This is a genomic window from Aminobacter sp. GW821-FHT11F06 (assembly GCF_058808215.1).
This window is the reverse complement of the sequence record NZ_JBXARL010000014.1, coordinates 61,588-80,972: the sequence shown is the minus strand read 5'-3', so window position 1 is coordinate 80,972 and position 19,385 is coordinate 61,588. Positions and strand designations below refer to the sequence as shown.

Below are 19,385 nucleotides of genomic sequence, written 5' to 3'. Positions count from 1 at the left end.
CTAGTTTTCCTGGGTTCGCCGGTTCATTGCCGAGACGATCTGGGTCGTGAGACCTTGGTAGTCGCCGTCGAAATGATGATCGCCCGCGACCTTCAACTTCTCCACAGCGGCAAGGCTCGGGTCGTTGCAAGCGGACTCCGTTTCATCCGCGCCATAGACGCACAGCACACGATCCTGCGGCAATGCCGCAATGGCCTGCGCCACATCGCGGTCGCCGCCGAGACCCAGCCAGTTCTCCATCGTCACCTGGAAAGGCGTCGTCTTTTCGGTGCCGAGAAGGCCGATGAAATCGATACGGCTGCGAATCTCGTCAGGCAGGTGCGGCCAGGCAAAGGGCGTGACATCGGCGCCGAAGGAATAGCCGAGCAGCGCCACCGGCAGCTTGCCGGAGGGATCGGCGTCACGGATGATCGACGCCATGTCTTTTGCAACGCGATCAGGCTGACGCACCGACCAGAAATAGCGCAGCGAATCCACGCCGACAACCTGGATGCCTTGCGCCGCAAGCTGTTCGCCGACACTTTTGTCGATATCTCGCCAGCCACCGTCACCGGAATAAAAGAGCGCGAGGCGTGTCGGGGTCCCCACCGTCGGGATATCGACCATCGGCAGAGACTTGTCGCCGGCGTCAGTGGCAGCGATTTCGGCAACCGCATCGACGGCAAGCGACTGCCGCTCCTCCGCTGTCGCTGCGGTTTTTGTCTCAAGGCGGAAGCTGCCGGCTGAAGCGCTCGCGGCTGCTGCTGCCATCGTCGGCGCATCTGCCATGATCATCACCCCAGGAGAGGGCAAAGGCGCGTTGAGCGCGTAGCTGAAGCCGCCGCCGGCCACAGCCGCCGGCTCCGCGCCCTTGCATACCGGCACCGCGGTCTTCAGCGCTTCGGCGGGGTCGATCGACACGGCACCCGCCAAGGTCGCGGCCGGCGCGTCAGCAAGTGCGGCATAAGCAAGTGTTGCGCCTTCGCCGACGCCGAGAACCACGGGATGGAGATAATGATGGCTGTCGAGCAGGCGCTGGGCTTCCTTGGACAGGCCTTCAAGATCGGAACCGAGATAGATGCACTCGCCCGGGTCGGTGTCGAGAAGCGGCCGCCAGGCATCGAGATCGACCGACAGCACCGCGATATCGCGGCGCTCCAGGTCGCGGGCAAGCTTGGCAGCACGGCCATCGTGGTCGTCGGCCGCAGAAACCACGATCGCCAGTCCTTGCACCTTCCCCGCCGGCGGCTGCATGGGCACACTGTTCAACCGGCCGTAGCTGACGCTGATGGTCGGCGGCAGATAGCCGGCCTCACGCCGGATTTGCGGCCAGAACCACACAGCGGCGGCGGCACAGCCAAGGGCGGCAATGCCAGTAAGGATCAAACGCTTCTTCACGCGAAAACTCCGCTCGAGATGAACATCCGCCGCCTATTTGCGCTTGCCGACGAAAGGGCGGCCGCTGATCAAGGTGGTGACGTCGAGAAGTGCCCTGGGGGTATCAAGTGCCGGTGGGCAGATGAGATAGTTGGCGGTCCACACCGGATCGAACTTGTCCTTGAAGGCGCGCAGGCCGTCGAAGCGATAGAGGTTCTGGCCCTTGTGGTACATCAGCGAACCGAAACGGTTCCAGCGCGAGGCAACACGATGGTCGGTCAGCCCGGACAAGGGCGCGACCCCGAGATTGAACCAGCGATAGCCCTCGGCCTTCACCACCATCATGATCTTGGTGAACAGCGCGTCCATCATGACCTTGCAGTCGTCCTGCCGGTAGCGCATCAGATCGACCGCGACCTCGTTGCGCTCGCCGCTCCGCCACAAATTGGCGAAAGCAACGATACGACCGCCGCGCTTCAGCACGGCGACGTCGAATTGGCTTAGATACTCGGCATCGAAAAAGCCGAGCGAGAAGCGTTTTTCGCTGCCGGATTTCAGCCGCAGCCATTCGTCAGAGACCGCCCGCAACTGATCCATGATGCCAGGCACGTCCGCCTTCGCAATGATCTCGAAGGTCAGGCCGTCCTTCTCCGCGCGGCGCTCGGCATAACGCAGCGGCTGACGCTTGGCGCCTTCAAGCGTGAATTCGGCGAGATCGACGCGCGCCACCTCGCCAAGCTTCAAGGCGACCAGGCCCATGTCGAGGAACATCGGCAGGCGCTGCGGGCCGACTTCGTAGAACACTGTGCGCAAGCCCGAGCGGTCGGCCAGTTCGTGGAAGTCCCATGCCAGCGCGGTCACCGCTTCTTCGGTGCCAATGGGCTCGCCCATCGAGATCAGGCTGCCGCCCGAGCGCTGGTACATGACGAAGCCTTCGCCGTCGGCGGCGACAAGGAAACGCTTGTCGCCGAGCAGGGCAAGTGCTGCCGCCGTCGAGGGGGCTTCCGCGACCAGTGCCGGCACGCTTTCGGGCACTCTTCCCAGTGGCGCGAGCGTCAGCACGCGGCGGTTGATCAGCGTGTCGGCAAGCGCGACGAGAAGCAGTGTGACAAGGACCACGCTGGCGCGCAGCATGCGAGGGGCATCACCGTCGAAGGCGAACTCCCACCACAGCTGGCTGCTGTATTCGACATGGCGGAAGGCAAAAAAGCCGAGCCACAAGCAGGCGCAGATCGTCGTGCCGACACTGGCCAGCCAGCCCCAGGAGAGATGCAGGTCACTGCTGAGGGGGCGCCGGTAGAAGGAGTCGCGGAAGACAAACAGTGTCAACGTCATGAGCGACAGCACCAGTGCTTCTTCCCAGTCGAGACCCTTGGCCAGGGAAAAGAGGGCGCCGCTGATGAACAGCATCATCGCCGCAAGCCAGGCGCGCCGCAGCCTTTTGACAAGACCACGGGCAACGATCAGCAACGCCACCGCAACGAAGCTCGCGCCGAGATGGGACATTTCAACGAAGGGCAGCGGGATGAATTCGGACAGTGTGTCGATGCGGTCGGCGAGACTTGGCGTCAGCGCCGAAATCAGGATGACCATCGCGCCGAAGAAGGCGATGCCAGCCGAAAGCGGCGGAATCAGCGGCTCGAGCAGCAGCGAGGCGGCACCGACAGGACCGGCCAGGCGGTGACGGTGGCGGTGGATTTCGGAAACGACCAGGCCGAGCACCGCAACGGCAAAAGGCAGCAACGTGTAGACGATGCGGTAGACGACCAATCCAGCAAGCGCTTCGGAATTGTTGCCCAGACCGAGGCCGGCGATGATTGTCGCTTCAAAGGCGCCGACGCCGCCGGGCGCATGGCTGACGATGCCGAGGATGACGGCAACGACGTAGACGAGGATAAAGGCCGAGAAACTGCCCACACTGCCCGCCGGAAGCAGCACATAGAGGCAGGCGGCGGCGGCAGCCAGATCGATAAGCCCGGCTGCGATCTGTACCAGCGCGCCTTGCGAGGACGGCAGCCTGAGCGAAATCCGGCCGAACCCCAGGGTTCGCTCGCCACGCGACAGCCACACGACGAGTGCTGCGATGCCAAGCAGGACGGCGAGGCCGATGGCGAGATCCAGTTCGGGCCCGAGTGTTGCGAGCCATGGGATCTGGCCCGGTTCGGCGACCATCGCCAGCGCGGCCATGATGGCGAAGGCAAACCAGATCGCAAACCACGACGTGCCGACGATGCGGCCGATATCCGCAAGTTCGATGCCCTGGGCGGCATAGACGCGGTAGCGCAGCGCACCGCCCGTCAGCAGCGAAAAGCCGAGCGCGTTGGAGATCGCGTAGCCTGCGGCACCCGCCAGCACGGACACGCGACGCGGGATGCGGCCAGGGGCAATCGTTTCGACGGCGACGACGTCATAAAACGCGACGGCAGCGAAGCTGATGACCGTGAACAGGATCGCCAGCAGCAGCGGCCCTATGGGGAAGTTGCGCAGATCATCCTGAATTGCCGCAAACGATATCGCATTGATGTGCTGGCTCAGCACCCAAAATGCGAAGATCGCCACGGCGACGCCGGCAAGCGGCAGGGCGACGGCCGATCGGCGTTGCCAGGAGAACAGCTTGCCGCGTTCTGGCTGGATGTCGAGATATTCGTTGGTAGGCTTGTCCATGCGGTCGCCATTCAGTTCGCTGCGCAAAAGGCGTCGGCGAGGCGCGAAGAAGCGACGCGATAAGGGCAATTATGCGGCGGATTTCCTGCTGGAATCTATCGCCAAGCTTAACTTTTTGTCATGTTCCGATGGCGAGGTACTGGCGAATGCGTCGCAACCCCCACGATGTTTGCAATTTTATTCGTGTCGTGGAAGAATTTTCTAAAAATATTTCGAATTCATCTTTACAGTGGCAAAATCAAAATTCCGGGCCTGTTTATCTTCGCATGATTTCTCGAAAAAATATCGCGCGCCTCTTTTTTGAATACTTCTCTGCAACGTCGAATTATTTTTAGCACTCCTGTTATTCGAGTGCCAATAGGTGTACACAAGGAATGCGGTCCCCTACGCGCCGACTGCAGAAAGAATCTCGATGAAATTCCGGCCACTTCACGACCGCGTCGTTATCCGACGCGCCGAAGGCGATCTCAAATCCAAAGGCGGCATCATCATTCCCGACAATGCCAAGGAAAAGCCGCAGCAAGGCGAAGTGGTTGCCGTGGGCCCGGGCTCTCGCGACGAAAGCGGCAAGCTGATCCCGCTCGACGTCAAGGCCGGCGACACCGTGCTGTTCGGCAAATGGTCGGGCACCGAGGTCAAGATCGACGGCGCGGATCTCCTGATCATGAAGGAGACCGACATCATGGGCATCGTAGACAACAGCGAAGCGGCCAAAAAAGCAGCCTGATCCGGCCCTGCAGCCTCAAGAACGAACTGGACGAAAAATCATGTCTGCCAAGGAAATCAAATTCTCCACCGATGCCCGCGACCGCATGCTGCGTGGCGTCGAACTCCTCAACAACGCCGTCAAGGTGACGCTCGGCCCGAAAGGCCGCAATGTGATCATCGATCGCGCCTATGGCGCGCCGCGCATCACCAAGGACGGCGTCACCGTCGCCAAGGAGATCGAGCTTTCAGACAAGTTCGAGAACATGGGCGCGCAGATGGTGCGCGAAGTGGCCTCCAAGACCAACGATCTTGCCGGCGACGGCACCACCACCGCTACCGTGCTCGCCGCTTCCATCCTGCGTGAGGGCGCCAAGCTGGTCGCCGCCGGCATGAACCCGATGGATCTCAAGCGCGGCATCGACATTGCGGTCGCGGCCGTGGTCAAGGACATCCAGGCGCGCTCCAAGAAGGTCGAGTCGTCGGACGAGATCGCCCAGGTCGGCACGATCGCCGCCAATGGCGACGCCACCGTCGGCGACATGATCGCCAAGGCGATGGAAAAGGTCGGCAATGAAGGCGTCATCACCGTCGAGGAGGCCAAGACCGCCGAGACCGAACTCGACGTTGTTGAAGGTATGCAGTTCGACCGCGGCTATCTCAGCCCCTACTTTGTCACCAACACCGAAAAGATGCGCGCCGAGCTGGAAGACCCCTACATCCTCATCCACGAGAAGAGGCTCGGCAATCTCCAGGCGATGCTGCCGATCCTCGAAGCCGTGGTGCAAAGCGGCAAGCCGCTGCTCATCATCTCCGAAGACGTCGAAGGCGAGGCACTGGCAACGCTTGTCGTCAACAAGCTGCGTGGCGGCCTGAAGGTTGCCGCCGTCAAGGCGCCGGGCTTCGGTGACCGCCGCAAGGCGATGCTGGAAGACATCGCGGTCCTGACCGCCGGCCAGATGATCTCGGAGGATCTCGGCATCAAGCTCGAAAATGTCACCATCGACATGCTTGGCCGGGCAAAGCGCGTGCTCATCGACAAGGACACGACCACGATCATCGACGGCTCCGGCGACAAGGCCGCCATCGCGGCGCGTGTCGCGCAGCTGAAGATGCAGATCGAAGAAACCACCTCGGACTACGACAAGGAAAAACTGCAGGAACGCCTGGCGAAGCTCGCCGGCGGCGTTGCGGTCATCCGCGTCGGCGGCGCGACCGAGACCGAGGTCAAGGAAAAGAAGGACCGCATCGACGATGCGCTGAACGCCACCCGGGCTGCCGTTGAAGAAGGCATCGTTGCCGGCGGCGGCGTGGCGCTGCTGCGCGCCAAGACCGTACTGAAAACGCTTGTCGGCGCCAATGCCGACGTGACCGCCGGCATTTCGATCGTGCTCAAGGCGCTCGAGGCGCCGATCCGGCAGATCGCCGAGAACGCCGGTGTCGAAGGCTCCGTCGTCGTCGGCAAACTGGTGGACAGCGATGATGCCGATCTGGGCTTCAATGCGCAGACCGAAACCTATGTCGACATGATCAAGGCCGGCATCGTCGATCCGGCCAAGGTCGTGCGTACGGCCCTGCAGGACGCCGGCTCGATTGCGGCCCTTTTGATCACCGCCGAAGCCATGATCGCCGACATTCCGGCGAAGGAAGCATCCAACGGCAACCCCGCCGGCATGGGTTACTGAGCTACGCCTGAACCATCTGGCCGCCATGCGGCTGGATGGTCACTCCCCACCATCAACAAGGAGCGTTTCCATGGCCATGCACACCAACCAGAAGCAGTCCGTCGCCGCACGATGGGAGAACTATCAGCCGTCCAAATCCACGCTCGTGTGGACATGCGTCGGCACGGCCATCGCCACCATGATCATCGGCTTCAGCTGGGGCGGCTGGGTCACCGGCGGCACCTCGCGGACGCTTGCGACGACGGCCGGCGATGTGGCGCGCGGTCAACTCGCCTCGACAATATGCGTCGAGCGGTTCAATGCGGCACCCGATGCAGCGGCAAAGCTGACCGAATTGAAGGCCAAGTCCGTCGGCTACGACAGACAGAAGTTCGTCGAGGCCGGCGGCTGGGCAACCATGCCAGGAGAAACCGCTCCTGACCGGCGCGCCTCGACCGGCTGCGCCACCGCACTCGCGACCTAAGTCGTTCCAACCCGCGCCGGAACTGTCAGCTCCGGCGCGCGTGTCTTGATTTCCAGTGCCGCGTATGACCGTCGCGCCAACACGCCGACGGTCTGCTTTTCCTCTCCAACGACATGCTGCCGCCGCCTGGAAACACTCCGGCGGGCGTCTCGGCTTCAGCAGAGAAGGATTTCGACAATGATCAAATTCTCAAAGAAGAACGACCCATTGCCGGTAGACAGCAATGAAAACCGCTTCGACTTCATCCGCAGGGCGGCAGCCGAGAAACACAGAAAAATCAAGAGCGACGACGACCGCCACGATCAGCAGGCGCTCGAAGACGACGGGCCGGAACAAGCTTGAAGCCTTCGCGTCGGGTGTCGCGAGTCGTGACAGCGGCACCTGGCCGGTGGGGCTCGCAAATCCAGTCGAGCAGCGGCCGAACGCGATGATCATAGGCTACGTCGCGGTAATGCCTGCGGACGGAAAGGACATTCTAAGGCAGGCGCCTTTCGAGGGAATATCGATGGCCGCGACATGGCCATCGTGGAGATGCATGATTTCCTGCACCAGATTGAGCCCTAATCCGGCACCGCGACCATCCGGTCGCAAGCGGTTGAAAGGTTCAAAAATCTGCGCGCGTTCCTCGGCCGGAATGCCGTTGCCTTCGTCACAAACATCGATGAAGCCGGCGGAACCGACCCGAACCGTGATTGTACCGAGCCGCCCGCCATGGTCGATGGCGTTCTGCACGAGATTGGTGAGCGCCCTTTCGAGCGACGTCTGGTCGCCCATGATCAGGATTTCGTCCCGTTCAGGCTCAAACGACATCTCGTAACCGGCATCGAGTGCCAGCGGACCCAGGTCAAAAACAACCTGCTTGGCCATGCCAACCAGATTTACGGGCAAGAAATGGTTCGGCTTTTGATCAAGGCGCTGAAGATCGAGAAGTTGCCCGGCCAGAGTCGTGAGCCGAGCGGCATCTTCCAGCAAGCTTCTCTTGTCGGCTCCAGGCGGAAGCGCTGCCACGCGCGCATTCAATATGGCGATCGGCGTGCGCAGCTCATGTGCTGCCTGGGCGAGAAAATGCTGATGGCGCGCATATCCTGCATCGAGGCGTTGGAGGGCATCATTGACCGCGCTGACAAGCGGGCCGATTTCGGCTGGCACATCGTTCACCGGCAGTTGCACGCCGCGCTTGTCAAATTCGATGCGGGTCGCTTGCGCCACGGCTCGGTCCAAACCTGTTAGTGCCCGACGCACGACAAGCGGGGTGGCAATCAAGGTCGCGAGCCCCATCAGCATGATGGCCGGCAAGATCACCGACAAGAACCCACCAGACACGCCCATTGCAAGTCGACGAAAGGACATCCGCCCTTGCGTGCCTGTCAAAATTTGAACATCGCCAGCAGCGGTAGCAATCCACTTGATGACAGCATCGGGCTTTCCACGCATTCCAAGCTGCTGCCCCAGCCGTGCGTCGTTCAGCCGGTCGAGCATTCCGACGACGGGCGCAAATTCCTGAGGGATACTGCCCTCCGACAAACGATGCCCTTGCTTGTCGCGAATGACGAACCACAGGTCGGGAACCTCCTGATGCAGGCGAGCAAGCTCAGCCGTCGGCTGGAGGGCCAAGCCGCCAGCCGGTTCCCGCACCACCGCGTCCGCCAGGACATCGAGACTACCCCCCTCATAGTCATCGACGAGATAGCCGGTGCTCCAGAACGCCCCGACGATCAAAAGCAGGAACGCGGCGATCATGCCGGCCTGAAGCGTCACCATCCTGCTGACGAGCAGCCATTTCAGGGAACGCATCACGATGTCTCGCGCAAGAGATAGCCGACACCGCGAATGCCACTGATCGTGACACCTGCATCGGTGTCGGCGAGCTTGCGGCGTGCCCTGGAGATATGCGTATCGAGTGCGTTCGACTCGATATCGTCATTCATGCCAAAGACGGCTTCCATCAGCGTCTCGCGCAGCACCATGCGCCCCATCCGCCGCATCAATGCCTCAAGCACGAGCAGCTCCCGGCGCGGCATTCGCAGATGCGCGCCTTCCACATGGGCTTCACGATGGGTGAAATCGAAAGACAGACGGCCGATGGAAACGATGTCGGGTTGCAGATTGACCGGACGGCGCATGATCGCCCTGAGCCGCGCCAGCAACTCCTCAAAGGCAAACGGCTTGCCGAGATAATCGTCGGCGCCACTGTCGAGGCCGGCAACCCGGTCGATCAGGTCACCCTTTGCCGTCAGCACCAGCACCGGCACCTTGTTGCCGGCAGCACGCAGCGACTTGACCAGCGAAAGGCCGTCGCCATCGGGCAATCGACGGTCGAGTACGACCACGTCGTAAATGTCGCGATCAAGGGCAGCCTCCGCCTCTGACAGGCTTGCGACGTCGTCGACAACCATGTCGTGGCGGACCAGCCCGCTGCGCAGAACGCCGACCATGGCCGGCTCGTCTTCCACCAACAGCACGCGCATTCAGTCAGCTCCGTTGCTCGCTCGCATGGTTTAGCCGGGCGCTAGCGCGGCTGCATTGAGAAAACCTTGCAAGCAAGCTGTCGCGACAGGTTTTCGGATCATCCCGGCAACATCCTCCCGCATTTTTCGATCAACATTTGCGTGACAGGTTTTCTCAATCCGGGCGTGTGAGTTCTCAGCTCCTCAACCGGATAGGACGAAACCAATGCCCTTCAATTGCACCGGCCTCGCGGCCGAACGACGATTCACGCCTGCAGTTTGTGCTTCAACATCGGGTGGGCGGCATGTCGATTGCTGATATCCCCTCATTTTTTCTCGCATGGCTTCGCAATCCGCGCAGCATCGCAGCCGTGACCCCGTCAGGTGCCAAGGTTGCGGCGCTGATGACGCAGGACATCGACGCAGCAACCGGCCCGGTCATCGAATTGGGGCCAGGCACCGGGTCCTTCACCTATTCCCTTCTCAAGCGCGGCGTACGCGAGAAAGACCTGACGCTTGTCGAGTTCAGCGCGGATTTTGTGCGGCTCTTGAAGGAGCGTTTTCCGCGAGCCCGCGTCCTCAGGATGGATGCAATGCAGATGGGCGATGTAGGGCTGTTTGAAAGAGCCTCGGTTGGCGCAGTCGTAAGCGGCCTGGGCTTTCGCGCCATGCAGCCGCACCAGGTCATGTCGATCCTGAGCGGGGCTTTCAAATATATGCGGCCCGACGGCGCTTTCTATCAGATCACCTACGGCCCGCGCTGCCCGGTTCCGGAATCTGTCCTGGACCACCTGGGCCTCGATGCCGCGCGTATTGGCCGGACGCTGTGGAATATTCCGCCAGCATCTGTCTACCGGATTGCGAGATCCAATGGCTGCTCCTGAATTTACGATGGAGATGCCAGGCGCTGTCACCTTGCTGCTGAGCTTCGGGCTTGTCGGCATTGGCGGTCTTGCCATCGTCGAGAAATTCGTCCCGCTCTTTCCATCCTACATACTGCTGATGCTCTTGGGCCTGACTGTGCCGGACACTCCGGCACTTGCGCTCACCGTTGCAGCCACGACGCTGGGATCGGTGATCGGCGGGCTCGGCTGGTATGCAATCGGCCGGTTGCTTGGGCCGAAAAGGGCGCGCTCGGCAGTCGCACATTTTGGAGGATACGTGCTTTTACGGCTTCCCCTGTATGACCGGCTGACAAGTGCCTATCGCCGCAATCATTTCTGGGTGACGCTTTCCGGCCAGATCATTCCGGCGGTGCGGATTTATCTGGCCTTGCCAGCTGGTGCCCTCAAGCTCGACGCCAGAACCTTCCTGGCGGCGACATCGCTTGGCTGCCTGATGTGGAATGCGCCCTTCCTATGTCTTGGATACGCCTTGCGGGGCAGCGGCAGCGATCTGGCCCAGACAGGCTTTTGGACGGCCATCGCCATTATCACGGTCGAAGGCGCGGTGCTGTTGGCCGTTCGATTCCGGAAAACGCGATATGAAGGTGGAAGCCTCTGATACAGCCTCAGATCGCCTTGGTCAGGACGCCGTCGCCGACAAGCCGTTCCTTCAGCATGGCGATGAACATCAGCATCGGCCTGGACAACGGCGCGTCGCGCAGCGTGGCGATGCCGTAATCACTCCATAACGGCGGTGAGAACGGGCGCATGACGACGCGATCGGATGTCAGCAGGCTGCCGATCAGTGCTGGGATGATCGAAACGCCGATGCCCTCGGCGACGAGCGCGACGCTGGCCTCGACCGAATGGGCTTCGACCCGGCAGCGGACAGCGCCCTGGGCGCGCCGCAGCCGTTCCTCGATATCCTCGCGGCTCGATCTCAAACGGCCGAGCAGCACCAGATCGGAGCCGGACAGATCGTCGGCACTGATGGTTTCGCGCCCGGCCAGCGGATGACCGACCGGCAAGGCGCATAATTGTCCGCTCGAAACCAGTGGCATCGTCACCAGACCGCGATCCTCGGTCGGCAGCCGGACAAAGCCGAAATCGACGCTGCGGCCCATGACCGCGCGTTCGATCGTATCGTAGGGACCAGCCACCAGCTCGATGCTGACCTGGTCCTGGGTGGCGAGAAAGTCGGCGACAAGCTTCGGCAGGAGCGTGGTGGTCAGCGAATGCGGGAAACCCATCTTGATCAGCGTCCGGCCCGAACGCCCGGCGCTCAGTTCGTCTGTCCGTCGCTTCAGTCGTGCCAGCACGTCCGAAAGCTCGCCGACCTCCTGCAGCAGTGCGGTCGCCTCCGGCTTTGGAACCAGCCGGCCCTTTTCACGGCGGAAAAGCTCGAAGCCGATGTCTTCTTCCAGGCTGGTCAATTGGCGGCTGATCGCCGACTGCGACAAAGCGAGCACGCCCGATGCACCGATCGTCGAGCCGGTCTGCATCACCGCGCGAAACACTTCCAATTGCTTGAGATTCATCGAGCGTCCCTATTCGCCAAGGCAACGGAGCATAGTCGGCGCCCTTTTCGCATCGAGTAATGCACAAAACTCATAAGATTGCGCGCCTCCCACCCTCGCTGCTACGTCGCACGACAACAGGCCGTCGGCAATCGGCGCGGGAGGAGAGTATTCACGTGATGACCGGGCGCAGCCCTTTCAGGCAAGCCACGCAAGGAGCCCAAGCGCGATGACGACTTTCATCATCCGCCGCTTCAGCCAAAGCCTGTTTGTCGTATTCCTGACGTCGGTGCTGGTTTTCGTCGGCGTCTATGCCATCGGCAATCCGGTCGACATCCTGATCCCCGCCGACGCCAGCTTCGCCGAGCGTGAAGCTGCTATCCGCGCGCTCGGGCTCGACCGGTCGTTGATCGCGCAATACAGCACGTTCCTGGTCAACGCGCTGCACGGCGATTTCGGCCGCTCCTTCGTCTTCAACCAGCCCGCCATCAGCCTGATCTTCCAGCGGCTGCCGGCGACGCTGGAACTTTCTTTCGTCGCACTGACCATAGCACTCGTGCTTGGCATACCGCTTGGCCTGATCGCCGGGCTCAAGCCGCGTTCGGTCGCCGATGAAACCATCATGACCGGATCGATCCTTGGGTTCAGCCTGCCGAATTTCTGGCAAGGCATGATGCTGATCATGATCTTTTCGGTCTGGCTCGGCTGGCTGCCTTCGTCAGGGCGTGGCGAGACCGGCGAGATTTTCGGCATCACCACATCCCTGGCGACATGGGACGGGTTTGCCCACCTCATCTTGCCGGCGACCAACCTGGCGCTGTTCCAGCTGTCGCTTGTCATCCGGCTGACCCGCACCGGCGTGCGTGAAACGATGCCGCTCGACTTCATCAAGTTCGCCCGCGCCAAGGGCCTGTCCGAACGCCGCATCATCTCGGTCCACGTGATGAAGAACATCATGATCCCGATCGTCACAGTGGTCGGCATGGAGTTCGGCTCGCTGATCGCCTTTGCGGTGGTGACCGAGACGATCTTCGCCTGGCCCGGCATCGGCAAGCTTCTGATCGATTCCATCACCGTGCTCGACCGGCCCGTGGTCGTTGCCTACCTGCTGGTCGTCGTCACCATGTTCATCTTCATCAACCTCGCCGTCGACATCGTCTATTCGATACTCGATCCGCGCATCCGGCTGAGTGATACGCAATGACCGCGCTCAGCCACCGTTTTCAGGAAAGCCAGTCGTTTTGGGCGCGCTCGCTGCGCGGCATTCTCGGCAGTCCCAAGGCAACGATCGCGCTGGCGGTCTGCCTGATCCTGATCGCCACCGCCATCTTCGGGCCGTCGCTGGTGCCGCAGAACCCATATGATCTCGCGGCGATCGACTTCTTCGATGCGCGCCTGCCGCCGATGTCGGAAAGCATGTCAGGCACGACCTATTGGCTCGGCACCGACGGCCAGGGTCGCGACATGTTCTCGGCGATGGTCTACGGCCTGCGCACGTCGATGGGCGTCGGCCTGTTCTCCGGTGTCATCGCACTTGCTGTCGGCACGGCACTTGGCCTCACCGCGGCCTATTATGGCGGCCGCATCGACACGCTGATCATGCGCCTCGTCGACCTGATGCTCGGCTTCCCGACCATCCTGGTGGCGCTGATGCTGCTGGCGTTGCTCGGCCAGGGCGTGTGGAAGGTGGTGCTGGCGCTGGTCATCGTGCAGTGGGCGCAGTTCGCCCGCGCCGTGCGCGCAGCAGCCCTGATCGAGCGCGGCAAGGAATATGTCGAAGCTGCCGCATCGCTTGGCCTTTCCAAGCCGCGCATCCTGTTCGGCCACATGCTGCCCAATTGCCTGCCGCCGATCATCGTCATCGGAACGCTGCAGGTCGCCAACGCCATATCGGCCGAAGCGACATTGTCCTTCCTCGGCATCGGCCTGCCGATCACCGAACCGTCGCTAGGCCTGTTGATCGCCAATGGCTACCAGACGCTGCTGTCTGGCCAGTACTGGATCAGTGTCTATCCGGGCCTGTTGCTGCTCGCTCTGGTCTTCAGCATCAACATCGTCGGCGACCGCTTGCGTGAAGTGCTCAACCCCCGTCTTTCGGAGCGCTGAGATGACGCTGAAGGTCGAAAATCTCTGCACCTATTTCTTCACCCGGGCAGGCGTGGCCAAGGCGGTCGACGGTGTGTCGTTCGAAGTTGGCCGTGGCGAAATCCTCGGCCTGGTCGGCGAGTCCGGCTCCGGAAAATCGATCACCGGCTTCTCGATTTTGGGCCTTGTCGATCCGCCTGGACGTATCGCCAGCGGCAAGATCCTGTTCCACGGCGAAGATATTGTCGGCCGCTCACAAAGCGAGATGCGGACGCTGAGGGGAAAGAAGATCGCCATGATCTTCCAGGACCCGATGATGACGCTCAACCCGGTGCTGTCGATCGAGACCCAGATGGTCGAGACGGTGCGCGCCCATGACCGTGTGTCCAAGGCCGAGGCGCGCGCCCGCGCCGTCGAAGCGCTCGGCCTTGTCGGCATCCCCTCGCCCGACGAGCGGCTCGCCGCCTATCCGCACCAGTTCTCCGGTGGCATGCGCCAGCGCGTGGCCATCGCCATCGCACTGCTGCACCGGCCTGAACTCATCATCGCCGACGAGCCGACCACAGCGCTCGATGTCACCATCCAGTCGCAGATCCTGGCGGTGATCCAGGGGCTGAGCCGCGACTTCGGCATGTCGCTGATCTGGATCAGCCACGATCTCGGCGTCGTCGCCGGCCTCGCCCACAGGATCGCTGTGATGTACGCCGGCAAGATTGTCGAGACCGGCGAAACCGACACAGTGCTCGACAATCCGGTCCATCCCTACACGATCGGGCTGATGCGTTCGGTTCCGGCCAATCTCGAGCGCGGCGAACCGCTGACGCCCATTCCGGGCATGGCGCCGCCACCGCTCGGGCGGCCCGCAGGCTGCCCGTTCCGCCTGCGCTGCTTCGCCGCCACTTCAGCCTGCGAGAGCGAACCAGAAGAAACCGCAGCCGACGGCCACCGCTGGCGCTGCTTCCACCCGCAGATCGCGAGGGCAGCATGACGCCTCTTGTCGAAGCCACCACCATCTCCAAACGCTTCACGCGCGGGCTCGATTACGCTGAGCGGCTCGCCCGCTTCCTCGGCGCCAACATCGAGGAGCGCGTGGTTCATGCCGTCGATGGCGTTTCGCTGACGATCAATCCCGGCGAGGTCGTCGGGCTGGTTGGCGAATCCGGCTGCGGCAAGTCCACGCTCGGCCGCATCATGGCGGGCATACTGCCGCAGTCCGACGGCGTCATGAACTGGCAGGGCAAGGACATGTCGGCGCTGCCGCGCTCGGAAGCAAAGGCTGCGCGGCTCGCCTCGCAGATGATCTTCCAGGACCCGATGTCTTCGCTCAACCCGCGCAAGACGATCCTCGACATCATCGGCGAAGCGCCCGTCGCCCACGGTATGGTGGCGCGTAACGACGCTGCCGGGATGGTGACCGCACTGATGCAGCGTGTCGGCCTCGACCCATCCTACCTCAACCGCTACCCGCACCAGTTCTCGGGCGGGCAGCGCCAGCGCATCGGCATCGCGCGTGCGCTTGCGGTGAAGCCACGCTTCATCATCTGCGATGAATCGGTGTCGGCGCTCGATGTCTCGATCCAGGCGCAGATCCTCAATCTGTTCATGGAGCTCAAGCAGGAGCTCGGCCTCACCTACCTGTTCATCAGCCACGACCTTGGCGTGGTCAAACACATCTCCGACCGTGTCGCGATCATGTATCTCGGCCGCATCGTCGAAAGCGCGCCCGCCGACGCCTTTTTCGCCGCGCCCAACCATCCCTACACGATCGCGCTGCTGTCGGAGGTGCCGACGATCAAGCAGCGCAAGCGCCAGTTCAACCCGGTGAAAGGCGAGATCCCCTCGCCGCTTCATCCGCCTTCTGGCTGCCATTTCCACCCGCGCTGCCCGCACGCCTTCGACCGTTGCCGCGTCGAGCGGCCGGTCTTGCGCGAGATCGCCGCGGGCCACGTCAGCGCCTGCCATCTCAACGACATGTCGGGAAAGGCGGCTTCGTCCGCCTCACCCACAACCGCAATTGCATGAACAGAAAAGGGAACACAACCATGCAGATCATCCGTTCGACCTTCGCAGCTTTGCTTTTGGCCAGCAGCCTTTCCACGGCGGCGTTCGCTGCCGATCTCACCGTCGGCATTTCCGCCGAGCCTTCGGCGATCGACCCGCAATTCTCGCGCACCGGCAACAACCAGAACGCCGCCCAGCACATTTTCGGGCGCCTGGTCGAGCAGGACGAAAACCTGCAGATCAAGCCGAACCTGGCCGAATCCTGGAAGAATACCGATCCGCTGACCTGGGAAGTGAAGCTGCGCCAGGGCGTCAAGTTCCACGACGGCTCGCCGCTGACCGCCGAGGACGTGGTCTATTCGCTCGAACGCGTGTCGACGATCGAAAAAAGCCCGGCACCGTTCACCGCCAATGTCGGCTCCATCGCCAAGATGGAAATCGTCGATCCGACCACCATCCGCTTCACCACCAAGAAGCCGACGCCGCAGTTCATGGAACTCGCCGGCATGGTCTATATCGTTTCCAAGAAGGCCTCCGAAGGCAAAGGCATCGCCGACTTCAACAGCGGCGCTGCGACCATCGGCACCGGGCCCTACAAGTTTGTCGAATGGGTGCCGGGCGACCGCCTTGTGCTTCAGCGCAACGATGACTTCTGGGGCGACAAGCCGGAATTCGAAAAGGTCACCTTCCGCACAATCTCCAACAACGCCGCGCGCGTGGCAGCGCTTCGTTCCGGCGCTGTCGACCTGATCGACGCCGTGCCGCCGGCCGACGTCGCGGCACTGAAGAGCGTCAAGGGCATTGCGCTGCATTCGACGCCCTCGGCACGCATCGTCTACCTCGCGCTCGATACGGCGCGCGACGACAGCCCCTTCGTCACCGACAAGGCAGGCGCCAAGCTGGCACCGAACCCGCTCAAGGACGCGCGCGTGCGCCAGGCGATGTCGAAGATGGTCGATCGCCAGCTTCTGATCGACCGCATCCTGTCGGGTGCAGGTGCGGCCGCCGGCCAGCTCGTGCCTGAAGGCATCGGCGGCTACTCGGCCAATCTCAAGCCGGAAGCAATCGATCTCGCCGGCGCCAAGGCTCTGCTGGCGGAGGCGGGTTATCCCGACGGCTTCGGCATCACCGTGCACTCGTCCAACGACCGTTTCGCCGGCGATTCCGATGTCGGCCAGGCGCTCGGCCAGCTGTTCGCGCGTGGGGGTCTCAAGGTCAACGGCGTCGTCACGCAGCCCTACAGCGTCTATGTCGCGGCGGCCGGCAAGCAGGAATTCTCGGCCTTCGTCTTCTCCTTCGGCACCACGACCCCGTCTTCGGCACCTGGCATGACCAACGTGCTGATGACGTTCGACAAGGAAGCTGGCACCGGCTCGTTCAACCGGGCGCGTTATTCCAACCCCGCCTACGACGCCAAGATGAAGGAAGCCTTGGCAGAATTCGACGTCGACAAGCGCAACGCCCTGCTCGCCGAAGCTGCCGACATCGCCTTCGGGGACGTCGCCATCATGCCGCTCTACTGGCCGGTGGTCACCTGGGCGAGCCGCGACGGCATCGCCTTCACCCCCTCCAAGGGCGAAGACACGCTCGCCACCTATGCCCATACGGCGAAGTAAGGCAGTCATGACAGCAGTAGCCGAAACGATGGATGTCGCGTCCTTGCCCGCACCCGAGCCGGTGAGCCCCGGCGTCGTGGTCCACCGCGATGTGATGGTGGCGATGCGCGACGGTGTCCGGCTCGCCGCCGACATCTATCGTCCGGCAAATGATGGCGGGGTGGCTGATGCCGCCCTGCCGGTCATCCTGGAACGTACTGCCTACGGCAAGGGTGAACGCTCGCGCTCGGAAATCGAACTCGGCATGGCAAGGCCGATGACGCGGGCCGAAGTCGCCGCCCACTTCGTTGGCCACGGCTATGTCGTGATCTATCAGGATTGCCGCGGCCGCTACGGCTCGGAAGGCGAGTTCACAAAGTACCTTGCCGAAGGCCCCGACGGCTACGATACGCTTGCCTGGATCGTCGAACAGCCCTGGTCGAACGGCAAAGTCGGCACGATGGGGCTTTCTTACGCAGCACACACCCAGATGGCGCTGGCCTGCCTCAACCCACCCGGGCTCGCTGCCATGGTGCTGGATTCCGGTGGCTTCTCCAACGCCTTTACCTGCGGTATTCGCCAGGGCGGCGCGTTTGAATTGAAGCAGGCGACCTGGGCCTACAACAATGCCCGCGAGAGCATCACCGCCAAGCAGGACCCGAACCTGCTGCGCGCGCTGGAAGCCGAGGACGTCAGGAGCTGGTTCAATGCCATGCCCTGGTCCGAGGGGCGTTCGCCGGTGCGATGGGTGCCCGAATACGAGGACTATCTGCTCGAGCAGTGGCGTCACGGCACCTTCGACGACTACTGGAAGCAGCCCGGCATCTATGCCGCCGAAAGCTACGATACATTCCCGAACGTCCCGGTGGCGCTGCTGTCGAGCTGGTACGATGCCTATGTGAAAACCACCTTCGAGAACTACGAAGGACTGGCGCGCGACCGGGACCGACCGATGGCGCTGCTCATGGGCCCCAATCTGCACGGCAACCGCAACGCCAGCTTCGCCGGCGATGTCGAGTTCGGCGCCGCCGCACCCTTGGGCGGCAATGTCACCGAAAGCTGGCTGGAATTCCGCCGCCGCTGGTTCGACCGCTGGATGAAGAACGCCGACAATGGCGTCGAGAACGAGCCGCGCGCACGTTTGTTCCTGATGGGCGGCGGCTCGGGCCGCAAGACCGCCGAGGGCCGCCTCAACCATGGCGGACGCTGGATCGCCGCGCCCGATTGGCCGCTGCCGGCCTCTGAGGAAACCGTGCTGCACATGCACGAAGATGGCAGCCTGTTGGCCAACGCCCCTGCCCCTGGCGCTGACCCGTTCGTTTATGACTTCGATCCGAAGAACCCGGTGCCGACCATCGGTGGCGCGCTGACCAGCGGCCAGCCGGTGTTCGAGGGCGGCGGCTTCGACCAGCGCGAACAGGCGCGGTTCTTCGGCTGCGACGACACCAACCTGCCGCTTTCGGCGCGGCTCGACGTGCTGTCCTTCGAGACCGAGCCCTTTGCCTCAGACATTGCTGTCGTCGGCCCGGTGACCGTCGAGCTGTTTGCGTCCACCGATGGTCCCGACACCGACTTCACCGCCAAGCTGATCGACGTCTATCCGCCGAGCGAGGATTATCCGACCGGCTTCGCCATGATCCTGACGGACGGCATTTTCCGCTGCCGCTACCGCGATGGCTTCGATGCGCCGAAACCCTGCGTGCCCGGCGAGGTGATGAGCATCACCATCGAGCCCTTCGCCACGGCCAATCTGTTCAAGAAGGGCCACAGGCTTCGGCTCGACATTTCCTCGAGCAATTTTCCGAAGTTCGACGTCAATCCCAACACCGGTGCTCCGGAAGGACGTGGCCGCGCCAAGCGCGTCGCCCGCAACATGGTCTATTGCGACCAGGCGCGGGCCTCGCGCATCAGGTTGAGGACCCTTCCGGCAGCTGCGCTGCAAGGGCTGGTCGAAACTTAGGATTGGCGGGCGCAGCGCGCACC

At 62.7% G+C, this 19,385-nt stretch carries 17 protein-coding genes; 11 read left to right on the top strand and 6 right to left on the bottom strand.

Translation table 11 applies throughout. The features are described from left to right. Both AC1RTB_RS25090 and mprF read right to left on the bottom strand, forming a co-directional pair. Complete coding sequence (locus AC1RTB_RS25090) at positions 1-1,377, bottom strand: AcvB/VirJ family lysyl-phosphatidylglycerol hydrolase (protein ID WP_492879086.1); 1,377 nt, start codon at positions 1,375-1,377, stop codon at positions 1-3. A gap of 33 nt (positions 1,378-1,410) precedes the next feature. Beyond that, positions 1,411-4,020, bottom strand: coding sequence for a bifunctional lysylphosphatidylglycerol flippase/synthetase MprF (gene mprF, locus AC1RTB_RS25085; protein ID WP_492879087.1), 2,610 nt, complete (start codon positions 4,018-4,020; stop codon positions 1,411-1,413). Between the two features lie 412 nt (positions 4,021-4,432). Here mprF and AC1RTB_RS25080 point away from each other — a divergent pair, with 412 nt between their 5' ends. The 3 genes from AC1RTB_RS25080 to AC1RTB_RS25070 all read left to right on the top strand — a co-directional run bounded on the left by AC1RTB_RS25080 (position 4,433) and on the right by AC1RTB_RS25070 (position 6,873). Next, positions 4,433-4,747: a co-chaperone GroES gene (locus tag AC1RTB_RS25080; RefSeq protein ID WP_492879089.1), complete on the top strand. Its 315-nt coding sequence runs from the start codon at positions 4,433-4,435 to the stop codon at positions 4,745-4,747. Positions 4,748-4,787: 40 nt separating this feature from the next. Then, complete coding sequence (groL, locus tag AC1RTB_RS25075) at positions 4,788-6,410, top strand: chaperonin GroEL (protein WP_492879091.1); 1,623 nt, start codon at positions 4,788-4,790, stop codon at positions 6,408-6,410. A 70-nt stretch (positions 6,411-6,480) separates the two neighbouring features. Beyond that, complete coding sequence (locus AC1RTB_RS25070; protein WP_492879093.1) at positions 6,481-6,873, top strand: hypothetical protein; 393 nt, start codon at positions 6,481-6,483, stop codon at positions 6,871-6,873. A gap of 189 nt (positions 6,874-7,062) precedes the next feature. On the opposite strand, the gene AC1RTB_RS25065 is transcribed toward AC1RTB_RS25070, so the two are convergent. From AC1RTB_RS25065 to AC1RTB_RS25055, 3 genes are read right to left on the bottom strand one after another with little or no spacing between them, the layout of a single operon-like run. After that, complete coding sequence (locus AC1RTB_RS25065) at positions 7,063-7,308, bottom strand: hypothetical protein (protein ID WP_492879095.1); 246 nt, start codon at positions 7,306-7,308, stop codon at positions 7,063-7,065. 3 nt (positions 7,309-7,311) lie between these two features. Then, positions 7,312-8,667: a sensor histidine kinase gene (locus tag AC1RTB_RS25060; RefSeq protein WP_492879097.1), complete on the bottom strand. Its 1,356-nt coding sequence runs from the start codon at positions 8,665-8,667 to the stop codon at positions 7,312-7,314. Beyond that, the gene (locus tag AC1RTB_RS25055; protein WP_492879099.1) at positions 8,667-9,341 is read right to left on the bottom strand and encodes a response regulator transcription factor; all 675 of its coding nucleotides are present in this window, start codon (positions 9,339-9,341) and stop codon (positions 8,667-8,669) included. Before AC1RTB_RS25055 ends, AC1RTB_RS25060 begins: the two co-directional genes overlap by 1 nt. 137 nt (positions 9,342-9,478) lie before the next feature. Here AC1RTB_RS25055 and AC1RTB_RS25050 point away from each other — a divergent pair, with 137 nt between their 5' ends. Both AC1RTB_RS25050 and AC1RTB_RS25045 read left to right on the top strand, forming a co-directional pair. Beyond that, entirely contained in the window at positions 9,479-10,204 is a 726-nt protein-coding gene (locus AC1RTB_RS25050; protein ID WP_492879101.1) for a class I SAM-dependent methyltransferase, read from the top strand. Beyond that, positions 10,191-10,823: a DedA family protein gene (locus AC1RTB_RS25045; protein WP_492879103.1), complete on the top strand. Its 633-nt coding sequence runs from the start codon at positions 10,191-10,193 to the stop codon at positions 10,821-10,823. Before AC1RTB_RS25050 ends, AC1RTB_RS25045 begins: the two co-directional genes overlap by 14 nt. Before the next feature lie 7 nt (positions 10,824-10,830). Here the strand turns inward: AC1RTB_RS25045 and AC1RTB_RS25040 are convergent, their stop codons facing one another. Next, positions 10,831-11,742, bottom strand: coding sequence for a LysR family transcriptional regulator (locus AC1RTB_RS25040; RefSeq protein WP_492879105.1), 912 nt, complete (start codon positions 11,740-11,742; stop codon positions 10,831-10,833). Between the two features lie 208 nt (positions 11,743-11,950). On the opposite strand from AC1RTB_RS25040, the gene AC1RTB_RS25035 reads away from it, so the two are divergent. From AC1RTB_RS25035 to AC1RTB_RS25010, 6 genes are read left to right on the top strand one after another with little or no spacing between them, the layout of a single operon-like run. Then, positions 11,951-12,925 (top strand): ABC transporter permease, encoded by a 975-nt coding sequence (locus AC1RTB_RS25035; protein WP_492879107.1) that lies wholly within the window; start codon positions 11,951-11,953, stop codon positions 12,923-12,925. Beyond that, on the top strand, positions 12,922-13,827 hold the full coding sequence (locus AC1RTB_RS25030; protein WP_492879109.1) for an ABC transporter permease: 906 nt from the start codon (positions 12,922-12,924) through the stop codon (positions 13,825-13,827). The genes AC1RTB_RS25035 and AC1RTB_RS25030 overlap by 4 nt, the downstream gene beginning before the upstream one ends. A 1-nt stretch (position 13,828) precedes the next feature. Next, positions 13,829-14,794: an ABC transporter ATP-binding protein gene (locus AC1RTB_RS25025; RefSeq protein ID WP_492879111.1), complete on the top strand. Its 966-nt coding sequence runs from the start codon at positions 13,829-13,831 to the stop codon at positions 14,792-14,794. After that, entirely contained in the window at positions 14,791-15,828 is a 1,038-nt protein-coding gene (locus AC1RTB_RS25020; protein ID WP_492879113.1) for an ABC transporter ATP-binding protein, read from the top strand. Before AC1RTB_RS25025 ends, AC1RTB_RS25020 begins: the two co-directional genes overlap by 4 nt. Positions 15,829-15,848: 20 nt before the next feature. Continuing rightward, positions 15,849-17,423: an ABC transporter substrate-binding protein gene (locus AC1RTB_RS25015; RefSeq protein WP_492879115.1), complete on the top strand. Its 1,575-nt coding sequence runs from the start codon at positions 15,849-15,851 to the stop codon at positions 17,421-17,423. A 7-nt stretch (positions 17,424-17,430) separates the two neighbouring features. Next, positions 17,431-19,362: a CocE/NonD family hydrolase gene (locus AC1RTB_RS25010; RefSeq protein WP_492879117.1), complete on the top strand. Its 1,932-nt coding sequence runs from the start codon at positions 17,431-17,433 to the stop codon at positions 19,360-19,362. The last annotated feature ends 23 nt before the right edge of the window (positions 19,363-19,385 follow it).

Coding starts and splice junctions, on each gene's coding strand:
- mprF (WP_492879087.1), bottom strand. CDS start 4,020: ATGGACAAGCCTACCAACGAATATCTCGACATCCAGCCAGAACGCGGC.
- AC1RTB_RS25080 (WP_492879089.1), top strand. CDS start 4,433: ATGAAATTCCGGCCACTTCACGACCGCGTCGTTATCCGACGCGCCGAA.
- groL (WP_492879091.1), top strand. CDS start 4,788: ATGTCTGCCAAGGAAATCAAATTCTCCACCGATGCCCGCGACCGCATG.
- AC1RTB_RS25070 (WP_492879093.1), top strand. CDS start 6,481: ATGGCCATGCACACCAACCAGAAGCAGTCCGTCGCCGCACGATGGGAG.
- AC1RTB_RS25065 (WP_492879095.1), bottom strand. CDS start 7,308: ATGATCATCGCGTTCGGCCGCTGCTCGACTGGATTTGCGAGCCCCACC.
- AC1RTB_RS25060 (WP_492879097.1), bottom strand. CDS start 8,667: ATGCGTTCCCTGAAATGGCTGCTCGTCAGCAGGATGGTGACGCTTCAG.
- AC1RTB_RS25055 (WP_492879099.1), bottom strand. CDS start 9,341: ATGCGCGTGCTGTTGGTGGAAGACGAGCCGGCCATGGTCGGCGTTCTG.
- AC1RTB_RS25045 (WP_492879103.1), top strand. CDS start 10,191: ATGGCTGCTCCTGAATTTACGATGGAGATGCCAGGCGCTGTCACCTTG.
- AC1RTB_RS25040 (WP_492879105.1), bottom strand. CDS start 11,742: ATGAATCTCAAGCAATTGGAAGTGTTTCGCGCGGTGATGCAGACCGGC.
- AC1RTB_RS25035 (WP_492879107.1), top strand. CDS start 11,951: ATGACGACTTTCATCATCCGCCGCTTCAGCCAAAGCCTGTTTGTCGTA.
- AC1RTB_RS25030 (WP_492879109.1), top strand. CDS start 12,922: ATGACCGCGCTCAGCCACCGTTTTCAGGAAAGCCAGTCGTTTTGGGCG.
- AC1RTB_RS25025 (WP_492879111.1), top strand. CDS start 13,829: ATGACGCTGAAGGTCGAAAATCTCTGCACCTATTTCTTCACCCGGGCA.
- AC1RTB_RS25020 (WP_492879113.1), top strand. CDS start 14,791: ATGACGCCTCTTGTCGAAGCCACCACCATCTCCAAACGCTTCACGCGC.
- AC1RTB_RS25015 (WP_492879115.1), top strand. CDS start 15,849: ATGCAGATCATCCGTTCGACCTTCGCAGCTTTGCTTTTGGCCAGCAGC.
- AC1RTB_RS25010 (WP_492879117.1), top strand. CDS start 17,431: ATGACAGCAGTAGCCGAAACGATGGATGTCGCGTCCTTGCCCGCACCC.